Source organism: Pseudomonas sp. AD21 (assembly GCF_002878485.1).
Classification (GTDB): domain Bacteria; phylum Pseudomonadota; class Gammaproteobacteria; order Pseudomonadales; family Pseudomonadaceae; genus Aquipseudomonas.
In genome coordinates this window covers 39492-57835 of sequence record NZ_NQYG01000034.1, presented here as the reverse complement: position 1 = coordinate 57835, position 18344 = coordinate 39492, and the positions used below count along the sequence as shown (strand labels likewise).

Annotated in this window: 17 protein-coding genes; 12 read left to right on the top strand and 5 right to left on the bottom strand. The window is 61.3% G+C overall.

What is annotated here, in order from left to right; translation table 11 throughout:
* Window positions 1-169: 169 nt before the first annotated feature.
* Window positions 170-2158 carry a pilus assembly protein TadG-related protein gene (locus PseAD21_RS19250; RefSeq protein WP_102357091.1) on the top strand — a complete coding sequence of 663 codons (1989 nt, stop codon included), beginning with the start codon at window positions 170-172 and terminating at the stop codon, window positions 2156-2158.
* On the opposite strand, the gene PseAD21_RS19245 is transcribed toward PseAD21_RS19250, so the two are convergent.
* Together PseAD21_RS19245 and PseAD21_RS19240 are read right to left on the bottom strand one after the other, a co-directional pair.
* Window positions 2155-4902: a PAS domain-containing sensor histidine kinase gene (locus PseAD21_RS19245; RefSeq protein WP_102357089.1), complete on the bottom strand. Its 2748-nt coding sequence runs from the start codon at window positions 4900-4902 to the stop codon at window positions 2155-2157. The genes PseAD21_RS19250 and PseAD21_RS19245 overlap by 4 nt on opposite strands.
* Complete coding sequence (locus PseAD21_RS19240; RefSeq protein ID WP_041068044.1) at window positions 4899-5345, bottom strand: TadE/TadG family type IV pilus assembly protein; 447 nt, start codon at window positions 5343-5345, stop codon at window positions 4899-4901. Before PseAD21_RS19240 ends, PseAD21_RS19245 begins: the two co-directional genes overlap by 4 nt.
* A 76-nt stretch (window positions 5346-5421) precedes the next feature.
* On the opposite strand from PseAD21_RS19240, the gene PseAD21_RS19235 reads away from it, so the two are divergent.
* Window positions 5422-5892, top strand: coding sequence for a prepilin peptidase (locus PseAD21_RS19235; RefSeq protein ID WP_102357087.1), 471 nt, complete (start codon window positions 5422-5424; stop codon window positions 5890-5892).
* 119 nt (window positions 5893-6011) lie between these two features.
* Complete coding sequence (locus tag PseAD21_RS19230) at window positions 6012-6797, top strand: response regulator transcription factor (protein ID WP_102357086.1); 786 nt, start codon at window positions 6012-6014, stop codon at window positions 6795-6797.
* Between the two features lie 60 nt (window positions 6798-6857).
* On the opposite strand, the gene PseAD21_RS19225 is transcribed toward PseAD21_RS19230, so the two are convergent.
* The 3 genes from PseAD21_RS19225 to PseAD21_RS19215 form a co-directional block, all read right to left on the bottom strand.
* Entirely contained in the window at window positions 6858-7265 is a 408-nt protein-coding gene (locus tag PseAD21_RS19225) for a response regulator (RefSeq protein WP_102357084.1), read from the bottom strand.
* 66 nt (window positions 7266-7331) lie between these two features.
* On the bottom strand, window positions 7332-7544 hold the full coding sequence (locus PseAD21_RS19220; RefSeq protein ID WP_102357083.1) for a Flp family type IVb pilin: 213 nt from the start codon (window positions 7542-7544) through the stop codon (window positions 7332-7334).
* A gap of 117 nt (window positions 7545-7661) precedes the next feature.
* Entirely contained in the window at window positions 7662-7868 is a 207-nt protein-coding gene (locus tag PseAD21_RS19215) for a Flp family type IVb pilin (protein ID WP_102357094.1), read from the bottom strand.
* A 345-nt stretch (window positions 7869-8213) separates the two neighbouring features.
* Here PseAD21_RS19215 and cpaB point away from each other — a divergent pair, with 345 nt between their 5' ends.
* The 9 genes from cpaB (at window position 8214) to PseAD21_RS19170 (ending at window position 18289) form a co-directional block, all read left to right on the top strand.
* Entirely contained in the window at window positions 8214-9146 is a 933-nt protein-coding gene (gene cpaB / locus PseAD21_RS19210) for a Flp pilus assembly protein CpaB (protein WP_102357082.1), read from the top strand.
* Between the two features lie 20 nt (window positions 9147-9166).
* Window positions 9167-10390 carry a type II and III secretion system protein family protein gene (locus tag PseAD21_RS19205; RefSeq protein WP_102357081.1) on the top strand — a complete coding sequence of 408 codons (1224 nt, stop codon included), beginning with the start codon at window positions 9167-9169 and terminating at the stop codon, window positions 10388-10390.
* A complete protein-coding gene (locus tag PseAD21_RS19200; RefSeq protein WP_102357080.1) occupies window positions 10387-11580 on the top strand; it encodes a pilus assembly protein in 1194 nt (397 codons plus the stop codon). The genes PseAD21_RS19205 and PseAD21_RS19200 overlap by 4 nt, the downstream gene beginning before the upstream one ends.
* Window positions 11577-12845: a CpaF family protein gene (locus PseAD21_RS19195; RefSeq protein WP_025111734.1), complete on the top strand. Its 1269-nt coding sequence runs from the start codon at window positions 11577-11579 to the stop codon at window positions 12843-12845. Before PseAD21_RS19200 ends, PseAD21_RS19195 begins: the two co-directional genes overlap by 4 nt.
* A gap of 18 nt (window positions 12846-12863) precedes the next feature.
* Window positions 12864-13748, top strand: coding sequence for a type II secretion system F family protein (locus PseAD21_RS19190; RefSeq protein WP_102357079.1), 885 nt, complete (start codon window positions 12864-12866; stop codon window positions 13746-13748).
* Between the two features lies 1 nt (window position 13749).
* Window positions 13750-14634, top strand: a complete 885-nt coding sequence (locus PseAD21_RS19185) for a type II secretion system F family protein (RefSeq protein WP_102357077.1) — start codon at window positions 13750-13752, stop codon at window positions 14632-14634.
* Window positions 14635-14657: 23 nt separating this feature from the next.
* Window positions 14658-15380, top strand: a complete 723-nt coding sequence (locus PseAD21_RS19180) for a tetratricopeptide repeat protein (protein WP_102357076.1) — start codon at window positions 14658-14660, stop codon at window positions 15378-15380.
* Between the two features lie 17 nt (window positions 15381-15397).
* On the top strand, window positions 15398-15670 hold the full coding sequence (locus PseAD21_RS19175; RefSeq protein ID WP_102357074.1) for a DUF3613 domain-containing protein: 273 nt from the start codon (window positions 15398-15400) through the stop codon (window positions 15668-15670).
* A gap of 219 nt (window positions 15671-15889) precedes the next feature.
* On the top strand, window positions 15890-18289 hold the full coding sequence (locus tag PseAD21_RS19170) for an autotransporter outer membrane beta-barrel domain-containing protein (RefSeq protein ID WP_102357073.1): 2400 nt from the start codon (window positions 15890-15892) through the stop codon (window positions 18287-18289).
* Window positions 18290-18344: the final 55 nt, after the last annotated feature.

Below are 18344 nucleotides of genomic sequence, written 5' to 3'. Positions count from 1 at the left end.
GTCAACATCAATGTTTGCTGGGCCGACGTCTTCGCGAGCAAGCTCGCTCCCACAGGGGATCTTCATCGTTGCGAAGTGGCGCGTTGCCAGCAGTCTCGCTCAGCCCCGTCTACACTCAAGTCCACCATCGGAGGTAGCGCTCGGCAACGCGCCGGCAAAGGAGTGCGCCATGTCGCCTCGTTCGCAGTTCAACGGCCCGGCCCGGCAACACGGGGCGATCGGGTTGATGGCGGCTGCCACCCTCAGCCTGGCGCTGGTGTTGATGCTGTTGGTGGTCGATACCGGGCGCCTGTACATGGAGCAACGCAAGTTGCAGCGGGTGGTCGACAGTGCGGCGCTGGAAGCCGTCAGTCGCGGCGGCAATTGTCAGTCAGGCCTGACCGCCGCCGCTTATGCCGGGCAAAGCGCCGTGCGCAATGGCTACACCGTCGATGCCAACAACACCCTGGCAACCACCTGCGGCAGCCTGCAGACAGCGGCCAGCGGACTGCGTACCTTTACCGTCGATGCCACCCAGTCGGCCGCGGTCAAGGTCGCCGCCAGCCGAACGGTGACCACCAGTTTTGCCGGTGGCGTACAAGCGTTGTTCACCGGCTCACCCGTCAGCTTGAGCACCACGCTCAATGCCTCGGCGGTCGCCGCCTTGCCAATCCCGACGGTGGCGCAATTGAACATCCGCAGTACCCTGGCGAGCATCAACACCGCGCAATCGAACATTCTCAACCCGCTGTTCTCCGGGCTGCTCGGCGGCAACGTCAACCTCACCGCACTGGGCTGGGATGGTCTGCTCAACACCGACATCAACCTGCTCAGCTACCTCAATCAATTGGCGATCAACCTCAACGTGGCCGCCGGTAACTACACGCAGCTGCTCAACACTCAGGCTACGGTCACTCAACTGATTCAGGCGGCTGCGACAGTGGTGCAACTCAATGGCGCGACCGCCACGGTGATCACCGCGCTGGGGCAATTGCAGGTCGCGGCGATCAACGCCGCACCGGTCAAACTCGGCGATATCCTGCAGTTGCAGACCGGCACCACGGCGGCCGGGCTGGATGCCAACCTGCAATTGCTGCAATTGATTCAGGGCGTGGTGCAACTGGCCAACAGCAAAAGCGCGGTGGCTGCGACCTTGCCGATCAGCGTCTTGGGGCTGGCGAACGTCACGGTGCGGGTCAAGGTGATCGAGCCGCCGCAGTTTTCGGCGATTGGCGACCCGGCGCGGGCCAAGGCGAATCCATTGGGGCCGGACCGGATTTATGTGCGTACTGCGCAGATCCGCACGATGCTCTCGGTGGATCTGCCGGTATTGAGTGGGGTGGCCGGACTGACCAACGCGGTGCTGGGGCTGGTGGGGGGGCTGACCTCGACGCTCAATGCTGTGCTCGGCCTGAATCTGGTGGCAGTGCTGAACTCGGTGGTATGCCTTGGGTGTCAGCAACTGGATCCACTGCTTTTGCCGTCGCCGAGAATCGATATCAGCCTAGATGCCGGTGGTGCCAAAAGTTATGTCACTGATTACAGTTGCCCGACCGGATCCACAGGTACCAAGAGTCTGACTGCGCATACCGTTACCTCGATTGCCGACCTCAAGCTCGGCAAGATCGACCCCACCAATGCTTTCTCATCTTCAGCAGAGCCGACGGTAACGCCGTTGCCGCTGATCGATCTGGGCATAGCGACCTGTTACCGGGTCGTTGGGCTCGGCAGTTGCGACCCTAATTCGCATATTCAATACGGTGCCGGCGGCATCGCAATCATGCTGGATACTCCCGTCGCGCAAAACTCGCAGGACTTGCTATTTTCCAGTGGTACGCCATTTTCGACACCTGCCAACCTTAAACTGCCGCCAAGTGTGCAATCAGCTGCGCCGACCTCCAATATCGTCGGCAGCCTGAGCAACACGTTGGCGGGGATCAATTTGATCGTATACAGACCGCAGGGCAGTAATCCGCTGGGCGCAATTGTGACTGGCGTCGCCTCATTGATCAGTGATGTCACCAATCATCTGCTGCCTGTGGTGACCAACCTGGTTAGCCCATTGCTCGACCCATTGCTCAACAATCTGCTTAAAAGCCTGGGCATCAACCTGATGGACGTCGACGTCGGCGCCAACATGACCTGTGGCCAGACGGGCAAGGCCTATCTGGTGATCTAGACCTCCGGTGCCACTGGCAGCTCAATGCAGAACCGCGCGCCTTCCACCGAATTGCGCACGCTGAGATGGCCGCCCATGTTTTCGATGATGCCGTAACTCACCGACAGGCCCAGCCCGGTGCCGACGCCGACCGGTTTGGTGGTGAAGAACGGTTCGAAAATCCGCTCCAGCAAACGCGGGTCGATGCCGCCGCCGTTGTCCTCGACCCACAGCCGCACCTTGTGCTCATCGCGCTCGGCGTAGATCGAGATCCAGGGCTTGAACGACGAATCTTTCTCGCGTTTGCCGAGTAGTGCATCGCGGGCGTTGACCATCAGGTTGATCAGCACCTGCTCCAGCTGATCGACATAACCGCGTACCTGCACGCTAAAACCGGTTTCGCTGATGCGCAGGTCCACGCCCTTGCCGCGCATGCCCTCGGCCAGCAACGACAGCGTGCCTTCGATGGCCGAGGCCGGGTTGAACAGTTGCTGCTCGACCTCCGAGCGGCGGCCGAACACGCGCATGTGATCGACCACTTTTGCCGCGCGCTGCACCTGGGCGTCGATGCGGTTGAGTTTGTCGGTCAGGTAATCGATCTGCACATCGCCGTTACCCAGGCGCTTGAGCACGTTGACGATGGCCATGCGCATGACGTTCAGTGGCTGGTTGATTTCGTGGGCGAGGCCGGTGGCCATTTCGCCGAGGGTGGCCATTTTCGCGCTTTGCGTGAGTTGCTGCTGCGAGCGCCGCACCTCGGTGTTGTCGCGGCCCACGGCCTGCACTTCGAGCAGGCGCCCGTGTTCATCGAACACGCCGCGATCTGACCACACCCACCACGCGTGTTCGCGCCCGGGCAACTGCAGGCTGATTTCGGCGGTGCTCACTGGCAGCTCCGGGGTCAGCAGCGCCAGGCGTTGTACGAACGCTGCACGTTGTTCATCGGACATCCAGCTGCCCAGATCGACCCCCGGCAATTGCTCCGGCGTGCATTCCAGATAGGTCGCCAGCGGACGGTTGCCGAACGTCAGGGTCAGGTCCGGGCGATAGCGGCAGATCATCGCTGGCGAGTCTTCCACCAGAATCCGATAGCGCTCTTCGCTGTGCCTGACCTGCTCGGCGGCGAGGGTCGCTTCGGTGACATCCAGCCACAGCCCGACAGCTTCGACCGGCAGGCCAAGGTCATTGCGCAAAAGCTTGGCTTCGTCGAGCAGCCAGTGATATTCGCCGCGCGCGTCGCGCAAGCGAAAACGCGCGCGCACCGAGCCTTCGCGTAACAGTTGTCGGGAGCGGGCGAAATACAGCTCGCGGTCCTCAGGGTGAATCAGTTGCACCCAGTCGGCGCTGCTGCACTCGTCTGGTGTCCAGCCCAGCAGAGGTTCCAGGCTGGCGCTGAAGAAGTCTGGAATCAGCGCGCCTTCGACGTAGCGCTGGACATAAATCACCGCCGGCGAGCTGGCGATCAGATTGTCCAGTCGCGCATGGGCGGCTTCGGCCCGTTGCTGCTGGTTCTGGATGTCGCTGATGTCGAGCATGAACCCTACCAGGCGCCGCTGTTCACCGGTGCCGGCGACCTGACCCTGCACGCGATACCACAAGGGCGTTTGTTCGGGACCGCTGCGGTGCAGGCGAACGTTCAAGGTCAGGGCCTCGCCGTGCAGTTGCAGGGTGTGCAGGCGACTGCGCAGTTCTTCGCGGTCGGCCGGATGAATCAGCGCCAGCCAGTCCTGCAGTGAGATTCGAGCACTGTCTGCTGGCAGCACATCGAGCAGCGACGGGGCCAGCAGCACCTCGTCACCGAGCATCTCCCACCAACCAGTGCCGAGCAGGGTTTGCAGCGATTCGAGCCGCTCGGTGTATTGATGATGCTGCTGGTCGCGCAGGCGGCTGAGCAACGGGCCGGCGAGGGCGCTGGTCAATGACATCCAGTCGCGGTCGCTCAGATGCGGCGCGGCAACGTCGACGGTGTAGAAGCCGCAGAGCAGCCACGCCACCACCCCGCGATCATCGCTGTAGGGCACGGCGAAACCATCGGCGTTGCCGAACGTGGCTTCCACCCGCGCGTGTTCGTACAAGCCATGATGGGCGCCGAGGCGCTGCGGTGCACTGCCGTTGAGGCTGTCGAGCGGCGTGCCCAGACGCTGGCCGTCCTGCCACAGCATGGGTGCATCGTGGGCGCGATACTGTTCGAAGATCTGCCAGCCCTGTTCCTGTTCGTCGAGCAGGGCGATGGCCAGGCACGGGATATGCCAGCGCTGGGCGATGGCCTGCAATTGCTCGCTGACCACCACCGGCAGGCGCATCAGGCTGCAGGCTCGCAGGTGTTCGCTGATCTGCCCGGCGAGCGCCTGACAGGATTCGCGGTGGCGCGATTGCTGGCGCTCCAGCAGCAGGTCGGCGATGTCCATCAGTTGCAGCACCCAGCCCTCGGCCGAAGGCTGCACCCAACCGCGCAGGTGCAGGGTCTGATCGCTGAGGCCGGGAAAGTCCAGGTCGAGCATTTGCCCTTGCCAGTCTTGTGGGCGGCCTTCAATCGCCAGCGTGCTGTGCGCCAGTAAATAAGCCGACAGCGGCACCGGTGATTGGTGGGGCGGCTGTTGTGCCAGTTGGTGGCGCAACGGCCCGGCCAGCTGTAACACGCAACCGTCGTGGTCCAGATGCAGATGCAGGCCCAGCGGCGGCGAGCCGAGATGGTCGGGGAGTTCGTTGGCAGGCGCAGGCGCGCGTTTGAGCAGGCGCCCGAACAGTTTGTCGCCGGTGGTCAAAATTTCAGGCTCGACGCGGCGGAGAGGGTGGCGGGCAGGCTCGGCACTGCACCCACGCCCGGCAGCACCAGAAACGGAATGACCTGATTGAGCTTGCTGGTAGGGTAATCGACCCTGACCGTCAGCGTACCTTGAGTGGCGTCATACACCGCTGAGGTGTCGACGCCGACCACCAGGTTCAGCGCTGGTGGCACCCACTGCAACTGCTGGGTCAACGCGGTGTTGGCAGTGCTCACCACCACGGAGGCATAACCGGGGGTGTTGGGGTCGACCCCGACGCTGCGACGCACCGCTTCGGACGTTGCCTCGTTGAACGTCTGCATCAATACAAACGGCAGGCTGTAGCTGACGAGCGCGTAGAACACAGCGAAAAAAATCACGAATACCAGAGCGAATTCGATCGCCACTGCGCCTGCCTGTGATTTTGCGAAGCCGGTTTTCATGACTGCGTCTACCCTGACGTTCACTGCGTAGTATCAGCATAGAATCAATCAGCAGAATCGGACGGGATTTAACCGGATGCAGAGTTTAGTTCTCCTGATCTGGCTGGCCTTGTGCGCAGCCCAGGATGCCCGGCAACGGCGTATATCCAATGTGCTGACGTTCGGTGCGGGGGCGCTGGCGCTGATTTATCTGTGGGTGACCGGCACGACCTGGCTCGGGGCCGATGCGCAGGAGGGGCTCTGGGCTGGCGTGATCGCCCTGGCGTTGACCGCACCGGGGTATTTCATGGGCCGCATGGGCGCGGGCGATGTGAAATTAATGACAGCCATGGGCCTTGCGACGAACGGTTTATTCATTCTTTGCGCGTTTATCGGCGCCGGCGTCGCCAGTCTGCTCTGGCTGCTGATCGCGCCAAGAGTCTGGCTTCATATGAGTCAACGACTTAGAGAACATCTTCGATATATGGAGCCGGGAGTGTCAAAGAAGCTGCCATTTGCACCGTTCGTGCTGGCGGGGGTACTGGTTTCGATTCATTGGATCCATTAGTCGCCAGTTGCCACTAGTCCTATGTACATAGTCGGAAAGTGCGTCTACTTTCAAATGAAGTCGTTACACCGCCAAAGTGCAGAAAAAGTCAGCTTTGGCCTCGAGCAATGGAGTGGTTCGTGAACAAGCTTACGTCTGCGGTAAAAGTGCTCGTAGTCGATGATCAACCGTTGATTGTCGAAGAGTTGTGCGAGTTTCTCGAAAGCAGCGGTTACCGCTGTGTGCCGTGTGAATCCAGCCAGCAGGCGATCGAGCGTTTCAGCGAAGACGCGGAAATCGGCCTGGTGCTGAGCGATCTGCATATGCCCGACATGGATGGCATTCAACTGGTGCAGGAGCTGCAACGTATCTGCGGCAAACACCGGGTGTTCGAAGCGATCATGCTCACCGGTCGCGCTGATAAACAGGACGTGATCAAGGCCCTGCGCGCAGGGATTGCCGACTACTATCAGAAGCCGATCGAACTGGATGAACTGCTCGAAGGCGTGAGACGTCAGGAATTGGCGCTGCAGGATCGGCACAAGAATGTGCAGCTGGGTCATCTGAATCAGAAGCTGCAATTTCTTTCCGAATCCATCGACGATCTCTACCAGGACCTGGACAAGGTCCGGCGTAATCCGGCGGCAGTGGTCAGCGACATGCTCGGCGGCGATGGCGCCGAGGCAGAGCAGGAAATTCCGGCGATCTTCAATCAGTTGTCACCACGGCAGCTGGATGTGGCGCGCCTGGTGGGCAAAGGGCAGACCAACTATCAGATCGCCTGCGAGTTGGGCATCACCGAAAACACCGTGAAGCTTTACGTTTCGCAGGTGTTGCGCCTGACCCACATGCACAACCGCACCCAATTGGCATTGGCGCTTTCACCCAGCGCCTCAGCAGCTCGTCAGCGGGTAACCGCACACTGATCCCGATGGCCTGTCCATCGCGGACAGGCAGTCAATTCTTCCAAAATATCTCGTCGCCGATTACTTGGCCTGAGCCTTGGGATTGGGGAACAGATTGTCCAGGGTTTCCAGCAGGCGCACGTGGTAGATCGGCTTGCGAAACAGGTCCAGCACTTGATGGCGCAGCATGTCGCTGACGTCCTCCATGTCGGCGTGTCCGGACGTGACGATCACGGGTAGATGCTGGCGTGAAGTGTGCTCGCGCAGGCGTTTGATCAGCGACATGCCGGACTCCTCCGGCATACGCAGATCGGTAATCACCAGGGCGATATCGGGATAGCGGGTGAGGTGGTGCAGGGCGAGTTTCACCGACGTCGCGGTGTGGCAGACAAAGCCCTCGCCCTCCAGTAACTCGGCCAGCTCAAGCAACGCATCCTCTTCATCGTCAACCAGCAGCAACTGTTGGCGGGGGAGTGAGGAAGCAGTCATGGGCAGTCCCTGAGTAGCTGAAAGTGAGATCGAGTGTAGCGCGACATTCGCCGGACGCGATTCACATCAGGGTGTCTGCACCGGAGCTGTTTGTGCAGTGCCGCCCAGGGACACCAGGACGCTGTTGAAGATCGCAAAGATTTTCGCGCCCAGTGGTGTGATGAATACCACCACCACGACCGCCACCATGGCCACCACAATGGCGTACTCGATGGCTGACGCGGCTTCCGTGCTGGCCAGAAAGGACCTCAGGCGCATTATCAGGTATTCAAGGATCATGGACATTCTCCTTCATGACAGCGGGAGATCGGACCTGAAATCCGATGACTTGCCAGTGCCGGAGCGTTGCTGTTTTTCAGCACTGACCCGGGCACTGGAAGAGGGGAAAGGTTTGGATCAGGGCGTCGGTCTGACCTGTGTAGCGCCACCGAGTTTGGTCAGCACCAGGTTGAAAATGGCCAGCACCTTGTCGCCGATGGGCGTCACAAACACCACCACAACGACCGCCACCATTGCCACCACGATCGCATATTCAATGGCAGACGCACCTTCTTCACTTCTGCACAGCAATCTGGCCCTGGCCAATAGATAGTCGATGATCATCCGAAACATACGTCCACTCCTTTGCGCCTCTGGCGCCGATCCAACGCTACAGCGGCATGCTTTCACCGTGCTATCAGAGCATTGTCAACAAACCCCCGGTCAACAACTGTAAGAACGGATTAATCACAAAGGATTAGTCGGATCGTGAGTCGGCCCTGTCCCTACAGTTAATTGGCCAGGACTCATACTTTAGTGAGTTATTTTCCTGTCAGTAATGGCGTTTTGGCTCGGATCAGCTAGTTTGGAAATAGCGAAATAGTTGCATGTTCATAGCTGCCTGATCGCGAAAAAATCTCTCATCAGGAAGTACAGGCTGTCGGTGCAGTAAGGAAAGGGAGAGCCGTCATGAACAGTCGCGTCACCATGGGTCTTGCAGTAGTGTTGTTGCTTGGGGCAATCATCGTCGGTTACTGGGGCCTGGTCCTCAGTCGGCAACCGGCTCCCGTTGCCCAGGCGCCTGCCGCCCCGGCTGCCGTTGTGGAAAAAACCGTCGCCGCCGCCGAAGACCAGACCCGTCAGCCCGTGGTCGTGCTGTTGCACGATGTCCCGCCTTTTACCCCGTTGACGGCTGCGGATCTGGCGCTGGAAAAGCTGCGCAGTGCCCCGGCCGGCAGCCTGTCCAGCGTCGATCAAGCAGTCGGCCGTACCCCTTGGCGACACCTGAGCGCGGGCACTTGGCTCAACGATGAAAGCTTCGAAGCTGGCGGATCGCTGGCACGGATGATTCACAGTGATGAGCGTGCCTTGACCGTGGCGGTGGATGAGGTAATCGGTGCTGCCGGGCAACTGATCCCCGGTGACTACGTCGACGTGTTGCTCTACCTGCGCCAGGACGCGAGCAATCTGCAGCAATCGGCGCAGATCGTCGTACCGGCCATGCGCGTACTCGGCGTTGGCGATCAATACGGCCTGACCAACGACGGCCAGCCCGCCAGCCCGGCCCTCAGCGCCGACGACAAACTCAAACAGGATCAACGCCGCATCGCCGCGCGCACCGTGGTGCTGGCGGTGCCTGAGCAGTTGCTGAGCCGGATGATGCTCGCCACCCAGGTCGGCACGTTGCGCCTGGCCGTGCGCAGCAGCGAGGAGCAGCGCCTGGCCAAATACTGGGCTGGTGAAAAGCAGTCGCCGGCGCACCTGGACAACGCCAACAGCCAACTCTTCCAGTTCACGCAACTGGCCCTGGGCGCGGCGCCGAAAACGCCGGCCACTGGCGGCCATACGCGCACGCCGATGGAAGTGATCCGCGGCAACCAGGTTTCCCAACAAGCCCCATGACTGAGCAAGGATCCACGTGCATGCAGAGTCGATTCAGGCCGATAGTAAAACCTGTAGTCCGGGCCTTGATACTGATGGGACTGTCAATGAACGCGGCCATCGCGGCCACGGGCAATTGCTCGGCACTCGGCCGTATGCCGCCGGTGATCGAGATCGGCGAAGGGTTCCAGCAGGACATCCAGTCGCCGGTGGCAATCACCCGCGTGGCCATCGGCGACCCGAAAATCGCCGATGTGCATGACACCGGCCGCGCTTCGTTTTTGCTGACCGGCGTGGCTCCCGGCGCCACCAGTCTGATAGTCTGGACCTCGTGCTCCAGTGAGCCGCGTCAAAGCATGGTGTTCGTTAAAGGCAGTGCCACCGCGGCATTGACCAGCGCCAGCCGAATGCCTTCCGATGATCCGACGCTGCCCTCGCAAGTGCAGACCGACATTCGTTTCGTCGAAGTCAGCCGCACCAAGCTCAAGGAGGCCACGGCCTCGTTGATCGGTGTGCGCGGCAACTTCCTGTTCGGCTCGCCAGGTACGCTGCCGAACATCAGTGGCGTGCCGACGCCGAAGCTGCCGGTGGACAACGGTCAGTTCAACTTCTCATGGATCGGCGGCAAGACCATGGCGATCATCAACGCCCTCGAAGGCAGCGGTTTCGCCTACACCCTGGCGCGGCCGAGCCTGGTGGCGCTGAGTGGGCAGAGCGCAAGCTTCCTCGCCGGTGGTGAAATTCCGATCCCGGTGCCCAGTTCCGGCAGCGACACGGTGACCATCGAGTACAAGGAGTTCGGGATCCGCCTGACCCTGACCCCGACTGTGATCGACCGCAACCGCGTGGCGCTCAAGGTTGCCCCGGAAGTCAGCGAACTGGATTACGCCAACGCCATCACCATTGCCGGCACCCCGGTGCCGGCCCTGACTGTACGCCGCACCGATACCAGCGTGTCGCTGGCCGACGGCGAAAGCTTCGTCATCAGTGGCTTGATCAGCACCACCAACACCTCGCAGGTGAACAAGTTTCCGGGGTTGGGCGACATCCCGGTGATCGGCGCGTTTTTCCGTGATTCGCAAATCAAGCGCGAAGAGCGCGAGCTGCTGATGATCGTCACCCCGCACCTGGTGCAGCCGCTGGCCGCCGATGCGCAATTGCCGTCGCTGCCGGGCGAAAAACTGCGCAACTACGACCCGAACTTCTACCGCATGTTCTTCCTGGAAAACGGTAACTTCGACAAGCGCAGCGGGTTGTCCCAATGAACCAGAACCTGAGCCAGACCTTTCTTGCGATCACCCGCAACAGCACTGATCTGGAGTGGCTGCAAGGCGCTCTCGCCCCGCTGGGGCAAGTGGTCAGTGCCGGGGCCGGGAGCCTGGACGAATTGCTGGCGCTGGTCGATGTCACCTTCGCCAGCCTGGTGTTCGTTGGCCTGGACCGTGAGCATGTGGTGGCGCAGAGCGCGTTGATCGAGGGCGCGCTGGAAGCCAAACCGATGCTCGCCATCGTTGCGCTCGGCGATGGCATGGACAATCAACTGGTGCTCAATGCCATGCGCGCCGGCGCCCGGGATTTCGTGGCGTACGGTTCGCGCGCCAGTGAAGTCGCCGGGCTGGTAAGACGCCTGAACAAACGCCTGCCACCGGTGACTACCAACACCCAGCTCGGTGGCCTCACCGTGTTGTACGGCGCGCAAAGCAATTCGGATGGCGCACTGCTGAGCAACCATTTGGCGCAGGTGGTGCAAAAAAGCGGTCAGCAAACCCTGCTGCTGGATCTGGGCCTGCCCCGTGGCGACAGCCTGGCGTTGCTCGGGCTTGAGAGTTCGTTTCACTTCGGCGATGCCTTGCGCCATTTGCGCAGGCTCGACACCACCCTGATCGACAGTGCCTTCACCAGCACCGAAGCGGGCCTGCGGATTCTGGCGTATGCCAGCAACGACGAGCCGCTGGAAAGCACCAGCGCCGCCGAGCTGTACATGCTGCTCAGCGCCTTGCGCCAACATTTCCAGCACATCGTCGTGAACCTTACCGGGCAGTCCGACAGCGAAGCCTTGCGCACCTTTGTCAGCCATTGCGACAAGCTGCTGTGGTACACCGATCAGAACGTGCTCAACTGCCGCCGCAACCTCGCCGTGCTCAATCTGTGGCGCGAGAAAGGCATGAAGCTCGACCACGCGCGTTTGCTGGTGGACGGCTATCTGGGCAACGTTGCTCCGGATTCTGAAACCCTGGGAAAAACCTTCAATCTGGAAGTGATCGCGGTGTTGGCGGCCAACGCCGAGGTGCGTCTGAACGCCAAAAACCAGGGCGTCAGCCTGTTCGAACTGGCCCCGCGGGAAAAACTCACGCAGAGCCTGCGCACCCTCGGCGAGCGCCTGGCCAAACGCTCCGAAGGCTTGGCCAAACCCAAGGCCGTCACCTGGTTCGATCGCTTGCGAGGCACCTCATGAGCGCGGAAAAACTGTTCGGTGCGGTGCAGCATGGCCCGGCCGGCAACTCCGATCACGAAGGCCTGAAGCTGGTCCTGCACCGCTACATAATCGACGCCATTGAGGAGTCGGGGAAAAACCTGCTGGAAGGCTCGCGTCAGTTGCTGGCGCAGTTTGTCACCGACAAGGTCGCCGAATACATCGCCCGTCTGCACCTGGCGATTTCCCGTTACGAGATGGAGCGTCTGGCCGAGGAGATCGTCGATGAGCTCACCGGCTTCGGTCCACTGGAAGTGTTGCTGCGCGATCAGTCGGTGACCGAGATTCTGGTCAACGGCCCGCACCGGGTATTCATCGAGCGCGACGGCGTGCTGCACCAAAGTGACCTGCGTTTTATCGATGCGCATCACGTCGAGCGGGTCATGCAACGAATTCTTGCGCCACTCGGGCGCCGCCTCGACGAGTCCTCGCCGATGGTCGATGCGCGTCTGCCGGATGGCAGTCGGGTCAACGCGATCATTCCGCCGATTGCCCTCGACGGCCCGTGCCTGTCGATCCGCAAATTTCGCAAGGACATGCTCAAGAGCAGTGACCTGATGGCGATGCAGACCATCGATCTGGCTATTTTCGAATTCCTTCAAGAGGCGGTGGGCAAGCGCTGCAACGTGCTCATCAGCGGCGGTACCGGCACCGGCAAGACCACGTTGCTGAACATCCTCAGCCAATTGATCAACCCTCACGAACGCCTGGTGACCATCGAAGATGTCGCCGAACTGCAACTCGGCCACCCGCACGTCGTACGCCTGGAAACCCGTCCGCCGAATGCCGAGGGCCACGGGGAGGTCAAGGCCAGCGACCTGATCCGCAACGCCCTGCGGATGCGCCCCGACCGGATCATCCTCGGCGAGATTCGCGGGGTCGAAGTGGTCGATGTACTGACGGCGATGAACACCGGTCACGACGGTTCGATGAGCACCGTGCACGCCAACAATGCGCAGGATGCGTTGTTGCGCCTGGAGACACTGGTGGGTCTGACCGGCCGTTCCATCGCCGAGCGCACGTTGCGCCAGATGATCTGCGCCGCCCTCGATGTGATCATCCAGCTGACCCGCATGCCCGATGGCCGGCGCTGCGTCAGCGAGGTGGTGGAGGTGGTCGGCATTCGTGAAGACGTGTATGTCACCAACACCCTGTTTCGCCTTGATCGGCGCACCGGTTTCGGCTTCCTGCGCGAAGCGGTCAATCCGGCGGGCGACAAGTTGCGGCACGAGACGAACCTGGGCTGACAGCATGGGACGCACATCATGATCGGACCGGCCATTCTCATCCTGCTTTGCCTGATCCTGCTCGGGCTGTCGATCTGGCTTTTCCTGCACGGTATCCACAAGACCAGCAACGAGCGCGTGCTCAACCGCCTCGCGGCAGGACAGCCACAACTGGCCGCGCAGACGCCGACCTGGGTCGGGCTTGAACGGATGTTTTTGCGTGCCGGGCTGGGCCGTCCCACCGAACGCTTCGGCCTGTGGCTGACGCTGTGGGGCGCGGCGATTGCTCTTGGGTATCTGCTGGCAAGCTGGATCGGTTTGCTGACGATGCTGCTGGCGCCGCCGCTGATCTTGCGTCTGTACATTTCCTGGCTGTACCACCGCCGGATCAAACGCATGATCGAGCAGTTGCCGCAGTTGCTCGACCACACCGTGCGCAGCCTCAAGTCCGGACGCACCTTGAGTGATGCGGTCATGGGCAGCATCGAGGCGAGTGACGATCCGCTGAAAAAAGCCATGGGGCGGGTGCAGCGCAACGTGCAATTGGGCGTCAACCTGCCGGATGCGGTCAGCGATTTCGCCGAACTTTATGAACAGGACGAACTGCGCATGTTCGCCCTTGGGCTGAAGGTCAACCATCGTTACGGCGGCAATGCCAGCGAGTTGCTGGAGAACCTGATCAAGCTGATCCGCGAGCGTGATCAGGGCGCCCGGCAATTGCGCGCGCTCACTGGCGAGACGCGCATGACGGCGTGGGTGCTGGGTTCGCTGCCGGTGATCCTGGTGAGTTACTTCATGCTGACCAACCCCGGCTACATGCTCGGCATGTGGCACGACTCCGGTGGCCAGACCATGTTGATCATCGCCGTGGTGTTGCAAGTGACCGGCTGCCTGGCGCTGTGGCGCATGTTGCGGAGTGTTTGACATGGTCTATCTCGCCGCCCTGATGTTGCTGCTCGGCGCGCTGTTACTGGTGGTCAACCACCTGCTGACGGAGCGGCGTCGGGTGCGTCAGATTAACCAGCGGTTGCAGGGCCATCTGGTGCGCGAGAACCGTTTCGGCCATTGGCTGCGCGCCTTGGGCAGCAGCCGTTTTGGCCAGCGTTCGGTGAGCATCGACAGCGAAACCCAGACCTTGCTCAGCCGCCTCGGCTGGCGCCGCGCCAGTGAGCGCTCGCTGTACGCCGCCTGCCAGATCGGCACGCCGTTGCTGGCGCTGGGGCTGGCGATCTTTCTGCAGGAAGTGTTTTTCCCCCACGCGGCCAACGGCTGGCTGGTGCCCATGTTCGCCACGGGTGGCGGCTACCTGCTGCCAAAGCGGCTGTTGGCGTACGCCGCCGGGCGTCGGCAGAAAACCATCGCCGTGGAAATTTCCACGTTCATTCCGTTGCTGCGCATCCTGTTCGAGTCCGGTATGGCGGTCGAACAAGCCTTGCGCGTGCTCAGCATGGAAGGGCAAAAACTGCTGCCGGAACTGACCCGTGAACTGCGCTTGATTCTGGCACGGGTCGACTCGGGACTTGAGTTGGGACAGGAACTGCACAAGGCCGCGGTGATGCTCGCGGTCGATGAATTCACCGACACCTGCGTGATCCTGCAACAGTTGATCCAGCAGGGCGGCGGGGCGATGAAATCGCTGCTGGCGCTCAAGCAATTGCTCGATGATCGGCGCCTGACCCGACTGCAGGAATACATCTCGAAGATGTCCGCGAAGATGTCGGTGGTGATGATGCTGTTTCTGTTTCCTGCCTTGCTGATCGTATTGGCCGGCCCGGGGTTCACCGCGATTACCCGGGCGTTTGCAAACTGACGTTGGCTCGTGGAGAGCGTTTGATGAAAGCACTGATTGTCGTGGCAAGTCTGTTGATGCTCGGTGGCTGTGCCACCGACGGCCAGGCGCCGTGGTCGGCGATGCTGGCACCGACCAGTTGCAGCAAGCTCGATTCCGAGCAGGAACTGGCCCTGAACCTGGCGGACGATCTGGCCAACGACGGCAAGCTGCACGCCAGTCTGGCCAACCTGCAGAGCCTGCCCGACAACCTGGTCGAGGTGCGCCTGCGCAAGGCCAAGGTCTATCGGTTACTGGGGCGCAACGAGGCCGAACCGCTGTACCGCGGCCTGCTCGGCAGCTGCCTGACGGCGGATGCCGAACATGGCCTGGGCCAGCTCTATGCGGCGCGTGGCGACAACGGCCAGGCCCAGGCGCACCTGCAGCGCGCGGTGCGCCTGGCGCCGACCAATGACAAGATCCGCAACGACCTGGGCGTGGTCTACCTCAACCAGTTACGCCTTGAAGACGCCCGGTTCGAGTTCCTCACTGCCATTGAACTCAAGCAGAACGATCAACTGGCGCCGCTGAATCTGGTGACCTTGCTGCTGTACCAGAACAACTGGCAGCAAGCCGCCGAAATCGTCAGCCGTGCGCACCTGACGCCGGAGCAGTTTTCCGAAGCCCAGAGCCGTGCGGAGAAACTCAAGGTACCGGCCAAGGCTCCGGCAGCGGCCGCCAATCAGGTGGCGGTGGTGGTTGACCCACAACCGTCGACGCTCAAGTGAAACTCAGGGAGATCACCATGAACACCTTGCACCGTGTGTGCTGCCTGACCCTGCTCAGCCTGCCGCTCGCGGCTCAGGCGATCGACGCCGGTCCGGCTTCGGCGCAGCAACAGGAAACCGAAGGCTGGCTGGTGTTGCAAAGCCGCAACCAGGCCGCTTCGCCCAAACCACAAACCGCCACGGCAGCCGAACGGGAACTGGCGATGCAGCGCTGGTTGAAAAAGTACAAATACGAGATCCCGGATTTCTACGACCCGGATGCGGGCGGCAAGATCGAGACCAAAAACTAGGTCGATGGCGCCACCTGATCGTGTAGACGCCTGCGCAGGGTGGGAGCGCCCATCTGGAAATTGGCGCCATCACTTTGACTTTTTAGGTGGTATCAAAATGATGGCTCCTGTACATTCCCCGCGCCCGAACCAGACGACCTGGTGGGGTCGGTAGGGATGCCTGAGTCACGTGATGAACCCTGCTGAAACTGTTTCTCATGTTCTGGAAGGGAATCTCTCGTGAATACCGCTCGTTTGCGCCGCTCTGTCCTGGCGCTCTCCATTGCTGCCACCACACTGCACACATCCCTCGCTGTCGCCGCCGGCGCAAGCCTGAACCACGATCTGAGTAGTGGTCCGCTGACCAGCAATCTGCAGAGCCTTGGGCTGGTCACTTTGAGCGGTAACGGGAATATCGCGCCGGCCTCAGCGTCGACCTTGACCTATGGCGCACAGCTCACGGGCGTGACGGCGGATCAACTGCGCAACAGCGGCAATATCCAGATTGACGGTGCCAGTTTTGGCGCCGGCATCAGCATGAGCACCGCCGGGCTGGCGCCCACCCGGATCACCGGCTCTGTGATTAACGAAGGCTCCATTTCGATTCACGGATTGACCGACTCTGGCAATTCCAGCGGTATTTCCGATATTGGCAGCACGCTGGGCGGTTCTTTATCGAATGAAGGCAGTATCGACGTCAGCGGTCAGACAGCCAGCGGCGTCTTGCTGGTGCACACCAACATGACCGGGTTGACCAATCGAGGCTCCATCACGGCAAGCGGTGCCGATGCCTTGGGCGTGTTGCTCGACGGCACCACGATGAGCCTGTCGGTCAACAACACGGGGACCATCCGCGCGACCGGCAGCAACGCCGAAGCGCTGGTGTTCGAGGGCGTCAAATTCACGCGTCCCGCGGGCACGAATGCCATTGCGCTGTTCAACAACGGCACCCTCTCCGGCGAGGATATTGGTGTTCACGTCAGCGGCCAGGCGACTGGCGCTCTGCCGTTCGGGATCTATCAGCAGAATGGTTTGATCGAGGGTGGCAAGGCGGCGATCCAGGTGGATGACGGTGAGAGTTATTTCAGCTTCTACGGCGGTACCGTCCGTGGTGATCTGTTGGGTCTGTCCGGGGTGAAAGTCGACGGTGACGCCATCTTCGACGGTTCGACCATCCGTTCCGGCTACGTCACCATCGAGGAGGGCACGCTGACCCTGATGAAGCCGCACACCACCTTCATTGGCGACTTCGACATGGAAGAGTCGAACTCGGTGCTGGAAATGTACCTGGGCAACGACACCAACCCGGCGTTGCCGGTGTTGAAAGTCACTGGCACCACGGACATCGCACCGGGCGCTCAACTGCGTCTGCTGGCACGTTCCAGCGATTTTAGGGTCGCCCCGGGCGGCACGCGTTATACCTTGATCAGCTCGGGCGAGTTGATCGGTGGCAACAACCTGAGCGTGACGTCGACCTCTGCGCTGCTGGATGTAAAGAGCTTCGGCGTTGTCGGCAATGACATCACGAGCGTGGTGACGACCAAGTCGAGCGAGGTGCTGGCCGAGAACACCCTGGCAGTCGGCGGCAGTGATAATGCGGCGACGGCGGTGGGGCATGTGCCGGGGCTGTTGTCGCACCTCGATGAGCAGGATCCGGTGTTTCAGGCATTCGCCAACGCCAGCACCGATGCCGAACTGGCACGGCTGGGCGAAACCCTCAGTCCGGATGTCAGCCGTGGCGTGCTTCACGCGGCCACCAATAGCCAGACGCTGGTAACGGGTGTGATCAACGATCGCTCCAGCCGCGCCCGCTCGGCCACCGGCAATCCGGAAAAAGGCGTGTGGTTGCAAACCCTGAGCAGCGACGCCAACCAGGACGAGCGCCGTGGCGTGGCCGGTTATGACGCCGACAGCCACGGGATCGCGGTGGGTGCCGATGGCCAGTTGAATGCCGACATGACGCTGGGTCTGGCCTACAGCTATCTCGATACCGATGTGAAATCCGATCTCGGCAACAAGACCAACGTCACCGGGCATGCGCTGACGCTGTACAGCAACTGGGTGCATGACAACTGGTTCGTGGACTCGTCGTTGATGTACGGTTGGAACGACAACGAATCCAAGCGTTACATCGCCGGCACCCGGGCCAAGGCTGATTACGACAGTGACGTGTTCGGTGTGAGCGCGCTGGCCGGTTACAGCTTGCACCTGATGCCGGATGTGGTGCTGGAGCCTCAGGTCGGCGCGCGCTATGCCAATGTGGGCATGGATGCGTATCGCGAGAAGGGCAGTTCGGCGTCGCTCAATGTCGGTAGCCAACGTTATGAAGTCGGTGAGATGGGCGTCGGTGCGCGTCTGGCGGCAGCATTCGATGTCGGTAACGGCAGCCTGGAACCCGAAGCGAAACTGATGGCCTGGCATGACTTCATTGGCGACAAGGTCAGCACTACTTCGGCGTTTGTGCTGGGCGGTGAGTCGTCCGTCAGCCGTGGCACCACGCCGGTGCGTGACAGCTATGAGCTGGATCTGGGCGCCAACTACCGAATGGGTGCCTGGAGTGTCGGGGGCTCCTATAACCATGTAGCGTCGAGCGGTTTCGATGCCGATGGTTTCACGGCGAAGGTGCGTTACGCGTTCTGATTCACACAACGTAAAACCTGTGGGAGCGAGCCTGCTCGCGAAGACGGCGTATCAG